The 16115-nt window shown below is 66.0% G+C and carries 8 protein-coding genes; 4 read left to right on the top strand and 4 right to left on the bottom strand.

The window, feature by feature from the left end:
• Positions 1-3: 3 nt before the first annotated feature.
• From R2834_03680 to R2834_03670, 3 genes are all read right to left on the bottom strand, one after another.
• Positions 4-1521 (bottom strand): serine hydrolase, encoded by a 1518-nt coding sequence (locus R2834_03680; protein MEZ4699408.1) that lies wholly within the window; start codon positions 1519-1521, stop codon positions 4-6.
• Between the two features lie 69 nt (positions 1522-1590).
• Positions 1591-2565, bottom strand: a complete 975-nt coding sequence (locus R2834_03675; protein MEZ4699407.1) for an SMP-30/gluconolactonase/LRE family protein — start codon at positions 2563-2565, stop codon at positions 1591-1593.
• Positions 2566-2580: 15 nt separating this feature from the next.
• Complete coding sequence (locus R2834_03670) at positions 2581-5388, bottom strand: TonB-dependent receptor (GenBank protein ID MEZ4699406.1); 2808 nt, start codon at positions 5386-5388, stop codon at positions 2581-2583.
• Positions 5389-5687: 299 nt separating this feature from the next.
• Here R2834_03670 and R2834_03665 point away from each other — a divergent pair, with 299 nt between their 5' ends.
• On the top strand, positions 5688-7838 hold the full coding sequence (locus R2834_03665; protein ID MEZ4699405.1) for a TonB family protein: 2151 nt from the start codon (positions 5688-5690) through the stop codon (positions 7836-7838).
• A gap of 293 nt (positions 7839-8131) precedes the next feature.
• Positions 8132-9022, top strand: a complete 891-nt coding sequence (locus R2834_03660; GenBank protein MEZ4699404.1) for a dienelactone hydrolase family protein — start codon at positions 8132-8134, stop codon at positions 9020-9022.
• A 106-nt stretch (positions 9023-9128) separates the two neighbouring features.
• On the opposite strand, the gene R2834_03655 is transcribed toward R2834_03660, so the two are convergent.
• Positions 9129-10997, bottom strand: coding sequence for a family 16 glycoside hydrolase (locus R2834_03655; protein ID MEZ4699403.1), 1869 nt, complete (start codon positions 10995-10997; stop codon positions 9129-9131).
• A 298-nt stretch (positions 10998-11295) separates the two neighbouring features.
• Here R2834_03655 and R2834_03650 point away from each other — a divergent pair, with 298 nt between their 5' ends.
• Both R2834_03650 and R2834_03645 read left to right on the top strand, forming a co-directional pair.
• Positions 11296-12138, top strand: coding sequence for a sugar phosphate isomerase/epimerase (locus R2834_03650; GenBank protein ID MEZ4699402.1), 843 nt, complete (start codon positions 11296-11298; stop codon positions 12136-12138).
• A gap of 107 nt (positions 12139-12245) precedes the next feature.
• Complete coding sequence (locus tag R2834_03645) at positions 12246-15797, top strand: ThuA domain-containing protein (protein MEZ4699401.1); 3552 nt, start codon at positions 12246-12248, stop codon at positions 15795-15797.
• Positions 15798-16115 lie beyond the last annotated feature (318 nt).

The following is a 16115-nucleotide window of genomic DNA, read 5'->3' as shown; positions in this document are numbered from 1 at the left end:
CGATCATTTCGCCGTACCCACCAGCTGCGGCGAGGCGCGTTCGCCCCGCGACGGGTTGCGAATGCCGTCGACCGTCACAGTGTCGCCGTCGAAACGGAACGTCATGCTGGTGTAAAACGGCGACTCGTATACCACGAGCTTGAGCTCGAAGGTGTCGTCCGCCGACCAGCCGCCCGAGGCGCCCACGGGGGCGTCGGGCATGTGGACGGAGGTAAACGACTCGATCCCGTTCGCATACGAGGACCTGCCCGTCGCCCACGTGCCGTACCCGATGGGGATCCGGCTTTCGCCGGCCCCGGTCTCTACCGTCAACGACGGCGTCTTCGAGCGGAAATCGAACGTCATCGACGTCACGCCCTGGTCGTTTTCGGGGAAGACGAATCGCTTGCCGGATACACGCCGCGCGAGCTTGGAGGTCGGTTGCCCCGGGGCGGGCTTCACCTGCAGGCTCGCGAGCCGCGCCGTCAGGGCCTCGTGCGCCGCCGGCGCCTCGGGCAGCGCCGCCTCGCCCGCCAGGGCCGGCAGGAGCTTGTCCCACACCAGATTCATCACCTGCTGCATGTCCCGCACGCCGCTCGTGATCGCGATGACGGCGTCGTGCTCGGGGATCACCATGCAGTACTGGCCGAACGCCCCGTCGCCCCGGTAGGTGTTGTGGCGCGAGCGCCAGAACTGGTAGCCGTACCCCTGATGCCAGTCGCTCGTCGGGCTGCCGCCGTTGGACGTCTGGAGACGCGTCGCCGCCTCCGCCCACTCGGCCGGGATGATCTGTTTGCCGTTCCACTGCCCCTTCTGGAGATAAAGCTGGCCCAGCTTCGCAATGTCTTCCGTACGGACGTTCAGGCCGTAGCCGCCCAGTGAGATACCCTGGGGATTGGTATCCCAGACGGGCTCCTGGATGTCGAGCGGCTCGAACAGCCGCGGCTTCAGGTAATCGAACACCGTCTGCCCGGTCGTTTCCTGCACGATGGCCGAGAGCATGAACGTCGCCGGCGTGTTGTACTTGAAATGCGTGCCCGGGATGTGCGGCACCGGATGCGCCAGGAACGCCCGGATCCAGTTTTCCTGCCCCTGGAGCGCCACCTCGTCTTCATGGCCGGCGGACATGCGCAGCAGGTCGTGCACGCGCATGGCTTTCAGGTTGTCGCTCGGATTCGCCGGGACGTCGTCCGGAAAAAAGCCGATCACGGGGTCGTATTTGCTGAAGCGCCCCTCGGAAATCGCGAGACCGACCGCCGTCGAGGTGAAACTCTTGCTCAGCGAGTAGAGGACGTGCGGGCTCTCGGCGTTGTAGGGCGACCACCAGCCCTCGGCGATCACCTTGCCGTGCCGGACCAGCATGAAGCTGTTCATCGCGTCGATCTCGGCGTCCGCCGCCTCGATGAAGTCGAGGATCGCGCGGGACGACACGCCTTCCGCCTCCGGCGTGCTGCGCGGCAGCCCATTTCGGGTCCGGGTGGGGTCGGGGGAATGGGCGCCGACGAGAAGGGTGACGAGGAGCACGGAGAGGATGCGTTGCATGGGTCGCCTGCTGGTTTGGGGCTGAATAAAACTCATAATACGATTTCAGCCCCGAGAACAGCAACCGGTCTACCCGGCCGGGGCGATGTCCCAGTGCGCCAGCGGCAGGCCGGCGACGGGCGATCGGATGGCGACCACGCGGTCTCCGAGCAGCGATCCCAGGTACATCGTTCGCAGGTCGGGCCCCCCGAAGGCGACGGAGGAGATGTTGCGCAGCACGTGGCTCTCGACGGTGTCCAGATGCGCGCGGTCCATCGTGCGCGCGTGATAGGCGGCCTCGGCGCGCGCGATGTGGCCGGCGTCGGCATCCTCCAGCACGATCTCCTGCGCGCCATCCGGGGCGATACGAATCAGGCGGTTGCTGACGATGCTGGTGAGCCATAACCCGCCCTCGATGTCGAGGGCGAGGCCGTCCGGAAACGTGCCGGCGCCGAAGGTGGCGAAGACCTCGCGCTCGGCCAGCGTACCGTCCGGCGCGACGCGGAAGCGGGTGATGCGCCGCCCGAAGGTCTCGTTGACGTAGAGCCAGCGCTCGTCGGCGTCGAGCCGGCACTCGTTCGTGAATCCCAGTCCGTCCGCCACGATACGCGCCCCGCGTGGGTCGACGAGCACGACAAAGCCGGAGGCCGCATCCGGCTGGAAGTCGAGCGTCCGGGGCGCCATCCGGGAGCTGACGGTGATCCAGACGCGGTCCTGCCGGTCCGTCATGACGAAATTGGCCGAAGGCAGGGGGACGCCGTCGACCGCGCGAAGAAACGGCTCGAGGCGTCCGGAAGCATGGAGCCGCCACACGCCGGCGTGCGCCTCGCTCAGATCGGCCACCAGCCACGATCCGTCCGGCAGGAGCGCGATGCCGTTGGGCCACAGGGGCGGGACATCCGCGGGCAAATCGGGCAGGATCAGGGTTTGCCGGCCATCGGGATGGATGCGCATCACGCCGCCGCGCCGGTCCGAGACGAAGAGGTCGCCGCGGCGCGTGCAGAGGACGCACTCCGGCCGCTGGAGGTCGCGGCCTGCGAAGGCCGGCGTATCAGGTAGCTTCATGGGGGAAGGGGGCTTTTACTCGAGGGTATAGGTGAGGCGCAGCTGGGTAAGCCGGCCGATGCGCGGCGCGCCGACGAACTCGCGGTGTTCGTTCTTCAGGGCGTTCTGCACCATGACGTCCATGCGAAGACCGGGCACCCGATCGCTAAAGTCCTGTCCGAAACCGAGATCGAGCAGAAAATACGGGTCGACGCGGCCCGTCAACAGGCCGGCGCGCACCGGAAACCCTTTATTATACCGACCGGAGGCGTTGACCGAGAACCCGCCGGGCAGTCGGTATTCGCCGCCGAGTTTGAACTTGAACGACGGCGCGTTGAGCGCGAGCTGGAAATCGGTGTTGGTTTCGCCGAGATCCGAGGCGTCGAAGAAGTCGTCGCTCACGACCGACAGGTTGGCGAAGAGGGAATAGTCGTCGTGGGCGAAAAATTCCAGGGCGGCGTCGATACCCCAGTACTGCACCTGGCCGTAGTTGATGTAGGACGCGAGAATCGGGACGGCGTTGGGGTCCTCGTTGACCAGAACCTCCTGGTCGGGCTGGATCACGCCCAGCGGGAATTCGTTGAGCGAAGTGCCCACGAGCGCGGCGAGGATCTCGGCCGACTGCCCCGGGGTGAGTCCTGACGCCTGTGCGCTGCCGAGCAGGAACTGGAGGGTTGGGTCTGCCGAGGAGGCGAAGAGGGTGTTCAGGGCCGCCGTGAGATCCCTCGAGAGGCCGGTGCCGTTCAGATACACGAACGGCGAGCTGAGCGCGATCGGCGCTACGAAGTTCTTCTTCTGGTTGTAGTAGATGTCGATCAAAAACAGCGCGTTGTCCGCGAAAAGCCCTTTGTAGCCGACTTCGAACGTCCGGGTGGTCGTCTGCTCGAGCGGCCGCACGTCGATCGGGCTGCTCAGGGGGATGACGCCGCCTTCGCTGAAATTCGGCACGCCGATGAAGGCCGAACCGGTTGTGGAGGGACCGAGCGAGCCGGCGAGGGCCGTATAACCCAGCAAGTCCGCCAGCACGTTGCGCTGCTCCGCCGAGAGGGGCAGGCCCTGCAGGGGCTCCGCGGACCGGAGCCGGTCGATGAGGCCGGTAGCCGCCGCAACGCCGTAGAACGGGGCCAGCGGGATGGCGGAAAGGGAGATGTCTTCGCCGAAAAGGCCGTCGACCGGCAGCACCAGACGGGCGGCCTGTTGCTGGCGGAAACGATCGAAGGTGTAGGAGCCCGATCCCTGCATCTGGATGACGATGTTGCGCGTGTCGTCCAGCGGGAAATAGAACGGGATGTCGAGGAAAAACTGGTAACTCGTCGGCGCGGCGAAGGCCGTGTTGAAGGACAGACGCAGCGTCTGCTGCGGCGCCAGTTTGAACACGGTGGCGATACGCGGCGAGATCTGGATGTCCTGGTAGACGTTGCTCCAGTCGGCGCGCAGCGCCACGGTCAGGTCGACCGCTTCGGAAAGCCGGTGCGCCGTCTGGGCATACCCGCCCAGCAGCCGGATGGCGTCGTTCTCCTCGAACCGGCCATTGAGGGTGCCCTCCGTTTCCAGCGAGAACGCCTCGCCGTCCAACCCGAACGTGAAGCGGGAGCGCTCGTCGCGGGAGTTGAATTGGTACTGGATCTGGGCGCCGAACCGGCCGCCGTCCTGTTCGATGGGGAGGGGGGTGGAATAGGCGTAGGAATCGCCGTCGTTGCGGACGTTCGCATAGATCTGCGCAAAGAGGTCGCCGGCCTGCAGCCGGAGCTGGCCGAACAGGTCCTTCATGTTCTTGACCTGAAACTGAGCCAGATCGGACAGCAGGAAACCGTTCAGCTCGGAGTACCCGATGTTGGCGGTGAGCGACACCGGCTGACTTAGCCGGTATTTTACCATGCCGGTGACGCCGAACTTGGAGTAGTCGGTTTCCCGTTCGACGACCTCTCGTTCGAGCTGGAGCAGATCGAGCGGGTCCTCCGGGCGATACGGCCATTCCTGGGCCTGGGCGTACATGGCGGTGAGCTTGTAGCCCCATCGGTTGTCGATCACGCCGGCGTGACGGTATTGCGCACCCAGGCTCGAGCGTTCGCCTCCCTGGACGGCGAGGGTCGTTCCGGGATAGGCGAAGGGGTCCTTGGTGATGATGTGGAGCACCCCCTCGTCGCCGCCGGCGCCGTAGAGCGCGGAGGCCGGCCCGCGGACCACTTCCATGTGATCGAGATCGATCTGCGTGGCCGTCATGATGCTGTAATAGGCCAGGCCCTCGGGCCCGATCGTCGGGCGGTAGTCGTTCAGCACATAGATGTTGCTGATGTTGGGCGTGTTGAAGCCTCGAAACGCGATCTGGGTGTGGTCGAAGCTCGTCTGGGCGACATCCACGCCGATCGCGTTCCGCAGCGCGGCGATGGTCGAAGGCGCCACATCCTGCTGGATCCCCTTCGCGTCGATGAGCGATACCGACGCCGGCGCATCCAGCGCCTTTTCCGACGTTCGCGACGCCGTGACCACCACGGAGCCCAGGCTGATCGGCTCCTCCGTCAGCGTGGCGTTGATCGTCCGGAGTTCGTTGGCCGACAGATCGAGGTCGATCGTGAAGCCGATGTAGGCGATGTAGTTGACCTCAAGGGTATAGGCGCCCGGCTCGATGTCGTCGACCTGGAAACGGCCATCGACATCCGCGACGGTGCTTTTGAGCGTCGTGCCGGCGCGTGTGTTCAGGAAGATGCTGGCTCCGTAGAGCGGCGTGCGGGTGGCGGCGTCGGTGACGAGCCCGACAAGGGTTGCGCGTTCCTGGGCCTGGCCGGTGTAAACGACAGCCTGCAAGGTCACAAGAAGGCATACGGAGGCGTAAAGTACCTTCATCAGTACAGAAAGGGCGAGGGTAATGCTGTGGGAGTGGGGGGGAGCGAGAGCGATAGGCGGTCAGTTTAGGGACGGCACGGCGCCGGCGTGATGGCTTTCCATACCATCGACGCAAGAAATCTGGATCCCCTTATTGAAGTGTTATGTCCGTGGAAACCCGTGGCGCATAAAGCAATGGCTTATCGAAAGTGCGCCAAAAGACGTGGATGAATGGGTGGATCCCCGCGCAAAAAAACGCGCCGATTCACCAATTTATGAGGATGCATCGGCTACTCCCATAACCGCCCGCTACCATTCACATGGTCTTATCTGAAAATGTGATTATCGGCCAACGCTATGCCCTCGAGAGTGTGCTGGGCAGCCCGGGGCCCATCGACATCTCCTATCTCGCGCTCGAAACGGCCACGCAGAAGCATGTCGTCGTGCGGGAATATTTCCCGATCTCGCTCGCGCGCCGCGCCGAGGACGGGCGCGAGGTCGTGCCGCAGGATGCCGAGTTGTTCACGTACGGCCATGCGGTATTCGCCCAGGAGATCGAACGGCTTCAGGCGGTATTCCATCCTAATATCGTGGACCGCCTCCACGCCGTTCACGAACACGGCACGGTCTATCGCATCAGTGATTTTGTCGCCGGCGTGACGCTCGCCAACTATGTCGCGGAGCGCGGAGGGCGGCTTTCGCAGGACGAGGCGCTCGGCCTGCTCGTGCCGCTGCTGGAGGGGCTCGATGTGTGCCATCAGGCGGGTCTGGCGTACGGAACGGTAGCCCCCCAGACGATCCTCATCGCTGAGACGGGGCAGCCGGTGCTCCATCATTTCCAGGCGGCGCGCCTTCAGCTGGCGCAGCTGACGGGTGAGGTCAACGATTTGCGAGTCCGGGGTTACGCCCCGCCCGAGTTGTTGAACGCCGATGTCGAGGCCGGCCCCTGGTGGGATATCTACGGGTGCGCGGCGACGCTGTTTTTTATGCTCACGGGGATGGCGCTGCCCCAGGTGAACAACAAGGGCCAGCACGCCCGGATGCTGGAGGTCCTGAAAGGGTCGCCGTTCGTCTCCCGGCCCCTCTGCGCCGTGCTCGCCCGGGCGCTTTCGTTCAGCGGCGCGGACCGGCCGGCGACCGCCGGCGCCCTGCTTGCCGAATGCATGGACGCGGTCTTCGGCGACGGCCTGACGGAGCTGCCGGACCTCGCCTTCGACTTCCCGACCCTCCCGGCGCCCGATGATCGCCCTTCCCGGAAGCCGGCCGCCGCGCTCGCCGAGCCCTCGCCGGCCGCGGGCGAAACCTATCTCTCTACCCTGTCCAACTGGGGGCGACGTGGTCGCAACCGAACGGATCGTGCCATGAAAAAACGGTCTTCTTCACCAGCCGGCGACGTGCCCTCGCGTTCGAGCGATCGGGCGGTCGCCCCGACCGGGAATCGCCTCGTCGCCCACGCCGCGTCGGACGACGGGTCGCGCCGCCCCGCGAACCCGGTCTGGCTCGTCGTCAGCGTGCTCGCACTGCTCTTTCTGGCCGTCGCGACGGCTTTTGCGCTCGATCGCGATATGGCCGCGAATGGCCGCGCCATCCTCGCATCGCTCTTCGGAAGCGCGGAAGCGCCGTCCGTCCCGACGCCCGCCGAAGCGGCTCCCGCGCCCGTCGAAGCAGCTCCCGCGCCCGTCGAAGCAGCTCCCGCGCCCGCCGAAGCGGCTCCCGCGCCCGCCGAAGCGGCGTCTCCGACAGCGCCGCGCTCGCCGGCCACCGAACCTGCCGCCAGTGCCCCGGCGCCGGTTCCGCAGCCCACCGTCGTCGTGGCAGCCGCCCCGCCGCCGGCGACAGCCTCCGTCACGGCCCCGCCGCCGCAAGCAGAGCCGGCCGCGCCGGCTACGCCGCCGGTTGCCATGCCGGCGCCCGTCAACGCAGACAGCCTCGCCGAAGCCCTGGAAGCCGAATCGCAGTATCAGTACCTGCGCGGACAGGGCGATGTGCTCTTCCGCCTCGGCAACCTGGAAGAGGCGCTCGCCCGCTACGAATCCGCCGCCACCTTCCGTCCGGATGACGCCTACCTCACCGGGCGCATCGCGGCCGTGCGGGATTCGCTGGACGTCATCGCGGCGACGGAAGCACGGCTGGAAGCGCAAAAGGCCTTGCGGGCGAGCGTAACCGACGAAAATGGCGTCTTCATCCGCCCCGACGCGCCGGCGGTGATGCAGGACGAAGACGTCGTGCGTGGCCGCGTCCAGTACCCGATCCGGGCGCGCCGCGCCGGCATCGAAGGGCGCGTGATCGTGCGGATGATGGTGGATGAGGCCGGGCGGCCCGTGGAGCCCGTCGTCGTGAAGGGCATCGGTTTTGGATGCGACGAGGAGGTGCTGCGCGTCCTGGAAGACGCGATGTTCGAGCCGGCGCAGTTCGATGGGGAGCCGGTGAAGTCGTGGTACCTGTTTACGCTGGTTTATTCGCTGAGCTAGGCGGCGCCTGAGCGGTCGTTCGGAGAGGACCCGGCCTCGCCTCGTGTGCGGGGATCAGGGCCATCGCATGCTCTCAAACGTAGGCATCTCCCGGTATGGGAGTATGGGAGGTTTTGCGGTATAAAATGCCCCCATGCACCCAAACTCCCATACGCTTCTCACGGCCACGGCGAGCATGCGATGGCCCTGGTGCGGGGGACGGGTGTGCTTCCGTCGTCCGGATCCGTATATTCATGCAGGCCTGTTGCGCCGCCACGGCGTATCCCCACAACCCCGGAAAAGAGGTCAGGTACATGAAAGAGATCAAAAACGAAGATCTGGATCGGGAAGTATTCCGTCTGTTCGATAAGTACGTTCACGGCATCATCAACCGCCGCGCCTTCCTCGACCAGGTGTCGGTCTACGCCGTCGGCGGACTCACCGCCACGGCCATCCTGGATTACCTCTCGCCGAAATACGCGGTGGCGCAGCAGGTGCGCGCCGGCGACGCCCGGCTCGACGAAGAATACGTAACCTACGAATCACCCCGGGGCGGCGGTTCGATCCGCGGCCTGCTGTCCGCGCCGGCTGGCGCCACGCAAAAGCTGCCCGGCATCGTCGTCGTCCACGAAAACCGCGGGCTGAACCCGCACATCGAGGACGTGTGCCGGCGCGCCGGCCTCGCCAACTTCATCGCACTCGCGCCCGACGCGCTGACGCCGCTGGGCGGGTATCCCGGAACGGATGACGAAGGCCGGGAGATGCAGGCGAAGCGGGACCGCAACGAGATGCTGGAAGACTTCATCGCCGCCTTCACCTATCTGAAGGCCCACCCGCAATGCTCGGGGAACGTCGGCGTCGTGGGCTTCTGTTTCGGTGGGTGGATCTCCAACATGATGGCCGTGCGCCTGCCCGACCTCAAGGCCTCGGTGCCGTTTTATGGCAGCCAGCCGGCGGCCGAGGACGTCCCCGCCATCCGGGCGCCGCTGATGCTGCATTATGCCGGGCTCGACGAACGCGTCAACGCGGGATGGCCGGCGTACGAGGAAGCGCTCAAGGCCAACAACAAGGAATACCAGGCGTTTATCTATCCGGACGTCAACCACGGATTCCATAACGACACCACGCCGCGCTACGACGAACCCGCCGCGAAGCTGGCCTGGCAGCGAACCACCGACTTCTTTAACGAAAAACTTCGCGCGTAGCCCCGGCCGGGTCACCGGTTCAGGGCGCAGAATGCCGGCCGCAAGCGGAGGGCGGTTCAGGATGACCTTCCGAAAAGGATTTTTGAATGCGCTGCCGTGAACGTTCTTAACGTCGCTGCCCCCAGAAGATGAAGGTGCCCCGGTTGCCGGAGGTGACGATGTCGGCCGCGCCGTCCTGGTTCAGGTCGGTTACCTCGAACTGCGAGCCGACGCCGGACCGGTTGTGAATCAGCTCCGGCTCGAAGGCCAGTCCGCCGGGCGCCCGGGCATCGCGGACCGTCCGGTACACGTAGAGGACGGCCTCGCCGTAGGGGTCGGGGTCGATCGAGCTGTCCAGGTGCGACCAGTGCCGCTTGCCGGTGATAAGGTCCGGCAGGCCGTCGCCGTTGAGGTCGGCCGTCTCGACGCCGCCGTGCAGCTCGGAAAAGGCGACATCGCCGGGATTGTCCGCCGCCATGTCGCCCATGATCAGATGGGGCTTGAACGTGATCCCGCCGGCTTCGCGGACCTGCTCGAACCAGGCCATCCCCCAGCCATGGGCGTTCAGGCTCGTGGCGACATCGTTGAGCCCGTCGCCGTTCAGGTCCACGACGGTCATGGTGCCGCCGCCCGAACCCTCGATGGAGCCGGCCGTGGCGAAGGGGAACGCGTGGAAGGGCCACGTGCCGTCCGCCGTGGGCTTCGCAGGCTGTTCGAACCAGCCGTTGCGGATGAGGATGTCGTTACGCCCGTCGCCGTTGACGTCGCCGGCGCCGAGCCCGTGGATCACCGTCCCGAAGCCCATCTCACCCGAAATCTGGTGGACGGTCCACGGAGCCGTCGGCTTCGCCGGGTCCGGCTCGGCATACGCGAGGATGCCGCCCCGGCCGAGCGCGTAGACCACCTCGGGCAGCCCGTCTCCGTCCATGTCGCGCAAGAGGGTGTTTTCCGAGACGACGCCCGGCATGACCTCGTAGCGATCCCAGCGGCGGCTTTCCCCCCGCGGGTTGACATATAGCACCATCGGCCGCGACTCCGTCGCCAGGACGTCCGGCCAGCCGTCGCCGGTGAAATCGTAGGCGTGCGTGACCATGTTGGCGACGAAGGTCGTGCTCGGGTTGTTGGTTTCGCCGAAGTAGATTTCATGGCGCGTCGTGTAGTCCGGCCCGAGGTAATAATAGGGGCCGGCAACCACGTCCTGCACACCGTCCTGGTTGATGTCGGCGATCGCGGTGTCCCACGCATAGTAGAACTCGTCGAGCCGCTGCATCGTGAAGTGGCTGGAGATCGTTTCGCCGGGGACGGCGCGGCGGTTGGCATCGGCCGCGGCGATCCCGTCGAACTCGACCGCACCCGATCCGCCCACATACAGCGCGACGACCCCGTAGCCGCCGGGGTCCTCGCCGGTCGCGCCCGAAGTCGACGGCCCCCACCCGTTGAGGCGGGCGCGGAGGATGTTGGCGTCGAGGTCGACGTGCAGGGCGTTCCAGCCGTCCTCGATCGGGACGGCCGTCGCCATGGGCACCGGGCCGGCCTGGGGAGCGGGCGCCATGCGCATCATGACCCGCGCGGCGCGCAGGCTTTCGCGGCGGATTTCGCGTCCGTTCGCGTCGATGGCGAGCCGGAAGATGTCCATCGAGTCGGAAAAGGCGACAAACAGCCCTTCATAGCCGCCGCCGGCCGTTTTCTCCGCGCGCAGCATCACGCCGGCGTCGCAGGCGGACGCGCACCGGAAACGCAGCGCAAACTGCATGTCCTGATACGCCGGCTCGAACAGGAGCCAGCCGCCCTGGCCTTTCGGCGCGCCGGTGATGACGCCGGAGCTTGCCTTCCACTCGGTCTGCCCGATCCGGTGCAGGGCCGACAGGTCGTTGCCCTTGAACGTCCAGTCGGGCGCAAAATTCGGGGCCGTCTGCGCAGCGGCGCCATGGACGGCAAAGACGAAGAGCGCGGCCGCTATCCATTTCATCTCAACGACGGGCAGCTTGCGGGGCATAGGAATCTCGGTTTGATGGGTTTTGCGCGGCCTGCAGAAGGCAGGATCTCCGGACGCCGGCGGCCCTGTTCATGGGCCCTGTTCATGGTACGTCCTGATCCGGTACCCTACGAGGGGGGATCTTTAGGGGAGATGGGTGGATCTTTCGGGAACGGCCCATCGCCCGTTCTTGCGCCACGCGCACAAAGAAAGCGGTACCGGGCAGCCTTTGAAATGCAAAAGGGCTATATTGGCGCGCTAGGCTGCCTATCCCCCCACGCGTAGGGGGTACCGTCCGTTGAATCAGCAAGAACGACACATGCAACTGGGTATCAGTACCTGGGTCTGGACCTCCCCGGCGACCGACGACGTCCTCCGCCGGCTCATCCCCCACATCGCGGCGCTGGGATACGACGTCATCGAGATCCCCATGGAATATGCGGGGCAGTTCGACGTCCAGGCGGCGAAAACGCTCGCAGAAGCGGAGGGCCTGGCCATCTCGGTATGCGCCGTCATCGGCGGCGGGCGCGACCTGTTGCTCGACGAGGAGCGGGCCGCCGGCGAGACCTACCTGCGGGCTGCCATCGACCTGGCGGCCGCGCTCGATGCGCCGGCCGTCGCCGGCCCGTTTTATTCCGCCGTGGGCCGCTGCTGGGTGCAGACGCCGGCGGAGCGCGAACGGGATCTGGCGTCGCTCGCCGAGACGCTGCGGCGTCTCGGGGCCTATGCCGCCGACAACGGGGTGTCGCTCGCCCTGGAACCGCTCAACCGCTTCGAGACGAGCTTTATCAATACGACCGCGCAGGCGCTCGACCTGATCGCGCGCGTCGATCATCCCGCCGTCGGGCTCGGGCTCGACCTGTTTCATCTGGGCATCGAGGAGAAGAGCCCGGGCGACGCCATCCGCGCCGCCGGCGCGCACCTGAAACACGTCCAGGTGGCAGAAAACGACCGGGGCACGCCCGGGACCGGCCATCTCCCGTGGCAGGATTTCGCCCGCGCCCTCCAGGACATCGGCTACGAGGGCCGCGTGGTCATCGAGACGTTCTCGGACCGCGTGGAGGCCATCGCGCGCGCCGCCGCCATCTGGCGCCCGCTCGCGCCCGACTCGGACACGCTCGCTCGCGAAGGACTGCGTTTTCTGCGCCATCTCCTCGGCTGAGCGGAGAACACCTGTTCGTGCGCGCAGCCGACATCCCGCTATCTGATCGAACGCGGCATGTCGGTTACGGCACACGCTCTCTATCTATCTGAAACATGGATTGCTTTATGTTGACCTCCCTGGCTCATTCCAACGCCGGCCGGTTTCGCGGCTGGCTGATTCTGCTCATGGCGGCTTTCATCGCCGGCACATCTCCGCACGGGGCGCGGGCCCAGGAGCCGTCCGAGGTGCTGCCGGCGCCGCCCGAGGCCGGCCGGCCCATCGAATTGCTGTTCTTGGGCCATGCGAGCGAACATCATAATGCATCCGCCTACGCCCCGATCCTCTCCGCCAGCTTTGCGAAGCGGGGCATCCACGTGACGTACGTCGAGGAGCCCGCCGCCGCGCTCGATCCGGAGGTGCTGTCGCACTACGACGGCCTGCTGCTCTACGCCAATCACGACGAGATCACGCCGGCGCAGGAGAAGGCGCTGCTCGACTTCGTCGCGAGCGGCCACGGTTTCATTCCGGTGCACTCGGCGTCCTACTGCTTCCGTAACTCGGAGGCCTTCGTCCGGCTCGTGGGCGGCCAGTTTTCCACGCATGAAACGGGCACCTTCACCGCCCGCATCACCCGTCAAAACCATCCGGCCATGACCGGCGTGCGGCCGTTCGAGACGTGGGACGAGACGTATGTGCACACCCGCCTGGCCCCGGATCGCGAGGTGCTGATGGAGCGCGTCGAGGGCAATCACCGCGAGCCCTACACCTGGGTGCGCACGCAGGGGAAGGGCCGCGTCTTTTACACCGCCCTGGGGCACGATGAACGGACCTGGTCCCAGCCGGCCTTTCACGATCTCCTCGCGGCCGGCGTGCTCTGGGCCGTGGGCGACGAAGCGCGCGCCCAGTGGGACAAATTCGAAGTGCCGACGACGGAATATGTCGACGCCAAACTGCCCAACTACGAGCGCCGCGATCCGCCGCTGAAGATGCAGCTGCCGCTGTCGGCCGGCGATTCGCAGAAGCTCATCCAGACACCGGCCGAGTTCAGCCTCGAACTGTTCGCCTCCGAACCAGATATCGTCAACCCGATCACGATGGCGTTCGATGAACGGGGCCGGCTCTGGGTCGTCGAGACGGTCGACTATCCCAACGAGGTCAAGAACGGCGAGACGATCGGCGACGACCGCATCAAGATCCTCGAGGATACCGACGGCGACGGCCGCGCCGACAAGGTGACCGTTTTTGCGGAAGGGCTGAATATCCCCACGAGCCTGACATTCGCCAACGACGGGGTGATCGTGGCGCAGGCGCCCGACTTCCTGTTTCTGAAGGATACGGATGGGGACGACCGCGCCGATGTGCGCCAGACCCTCATTTCCGGATGGGGCACGTTCGACACCCACGCCGGCCCGTCGAACCTCCAGTACGGGCTCGACAACCGGATCTGGGGTACGGTAGGGTATTCGGGATTCGATGGCGAGATCGACGGCAAGGCGTTCCAATTCGGGCAGGGCTTTTACCGCTTCCGGCCCGACGGGAGCGATTTCGAGTACCTCACGCGCACCAGCAACAACACGTGGGGACTGGGTTTCACCGAAACCTTCGATGTGCTCGGCTCCACCGCGAACAATGCCCCGAGCTGGTACATGGCGATCCCGAACCGGTATCTGGACGGCGTGCGGGGGCTCTCCAACGCCGCGGGGTCGGAAGGCATCAGCGCTTTTTACAAGATTCATCCGCTGACACCCAATGTGCGTCAGGTGGATGTGTTCGGCGGCTTCACGGCGGCCGCGGGGCATCACCTCTATACGGCGCGGGCTTACCCGCCGTCCTTCTGGAACAGCGCGGCCCTCATCAATGAACCCACGGGCCACCTGCTGGCGCGCGGGCGCATCGTGCCCGACGGCGCCGGCTTCCGGACGGAAGACGGCTGGAATCTGCTCTCCAGCGCCGACGAATGGGTCTCCCCGATCCATGCCCAGGTCGGGCCGGATGGCGCGGTGTGGGTGCTCGACTGGTACAACTTCATCGTGCAGCACAACCCGACCCCCCAGGGGTTCGGCACCGGCGACGGCAATGCCTATGTGACCGATCTCCGCGACAAGACGCACGGGCGCGTGTACCGGATCGTCTACAAGGATGCGCCGGCCTATTCGCCCCGGTCGCTGAGCAAGACCGATCCGGACGGCCTTATCGATGCGCTCCGGTCCGATAACATGCTGTGGCGGACGACCGGGCAGCGCCTGCTCGTCGAGCGGGGCCAGACCGACATCGCGCCGGCGCTGATCGCGCTCGTGGAAGACCGCTCGATGGACGCCATCGGGATCAACGGCGCCGCCATCCACGCGTTGTGGACGCTGCACGGTCTGGGGCTGCTGGATGGGTCCAACGGCATCGTCACGAACACCGCACTTCGCGCCCTCAAGCATCCGTCCGCCGGCGTGCGCAAGGCCGCGGCGCAGGTATTGCCCCATACGACCGAAACGGCGCGGGCCATCGCCGCTGCCGGCCTGCTGGAGGATCCCGATGCCCACACCCGTCTCGCCGCCGCCCTCGCCCTCGCCGACACCCCGGCCTCCGAAGAAACCGGCCGGCGTCTCTACGAAGCGAGCAAGAACCCGGTCAACTACGGCGACTACTGGATCGGCAAGGCGTTTTATGTCGCTTCGATCCGTCATTTCGCCGGCGTGCAGGCGGCCTATATGTCGGATGCGGGGGCGATGCCCCTCGATCAGCTGTCCCCGAGCATCCGGGGCATCACCACGGTGGTCAACTGGCAGGAGCTGTCACCGGCCGAGTTTGCCGACTGGGAGACGGTCAACGCCCCCGCGTTGTGGGATCAGCAAGGCTACAACGATTTCGACGGCGACGCCTGGCTGATCCGCACGGTGGAGGGGCAGCGCGCCGGCGCCGCCACCCTCCATCTGGGCATGGTCGATGACAACGACCAGACCTGGGTGAACGGCGTGCCGGTGGGGGCGACGGAGGGCTACAACAAGGTGCGTGTGTACGACCTGCCGGCGAACGTATGGAAAGCCGGCACGAACGTCATCGCCGTGCGCGTGCACGACAACACCGGCGGCGGCGGGATTTACGGCGAGCCCGACAACCTGTATGTCGAAGAATCCGATGGAAGCAAGGTCTCCCTGGTCGGTCCGTGGCATTTCCGGATCGAGCGCCGGCTGAACGAGAAAATGGTCTACACCCGGCCCGGCGAACTGGCCGCGCACGTGGTGTACACCTATGGCGGTGCGGCCGACGCGGCCGCGGCGGCCGGTCAGATGGATGAAGAGCAGCCCGACCGCGTCGTCGAACTGCGCGCCGTGCGTCAGCAACTCGCCTTCGACGTGAAGGAGCTGACCGTCAAGGCCGGCTCGCTCGTCGAGTTCGTCTACACCAACGACGACCTGATGCAGCACAACGTCGTCTTCGGCGCGCCCGGCTCCACCGAGATCATCGGCGCCGCCGCGGACGCCCTCGCCCAGTCGCCGAACGGCGCCGCGCAGCAGTACGTCCCGCGCATCCCGTCGGTCCTCGCCTCATCCGTCCTCGTCGATCCCGGTCAGACGGTCCGCATCCGTTTCCGCATACCGGACGATGCGGGGTCGTATCCCTACCTGTGCACCGTCCCCGGGCACTGGCGCGTGATGCAGGGCGTGTTGAAGGTGGTGCCCTGAAAACCCTGTTCGGTTGTTGCGCGACGTTGGCCATGCCGGCGTGATCGGCGTTGAATGCGCCCCTCAACCCCGTCTTCGGCCGACGCGCTTCGGTAGATCCGGGGCCTATGCGGGCAGGCGTGATGGTGGGGGAGGAGGTCCGGAAAAACAAAAAGCCCTGAGTTCATCGCGAGATGAACTCAGGGCCAGTACTTAGTGGAGATGCCGGATCCATGGCGTAGGCTTCGTTACGTGTTGGTTTGGAACGAAAACCTTCGAATTGGCCCCAAAATGGCACATCGAGAAGATGAAATGTCACGAGACCCGTTGAAGAAGCGT

It is taken from the genome of Rhodothermales bacterium, from assembly GCA_041391505.1.
In the GTDB taxonomy this organism is placed as follows: domain Bacteria; phylum Bacteroidota; class Rhodothermia; order Rhodothermales; family JAHQVL01; genus JAWKNW01.
Note: the sequence above shows the minus strand (reverse complement) of the source record. Positions and strands in the feature narration are given on the sequence as shown.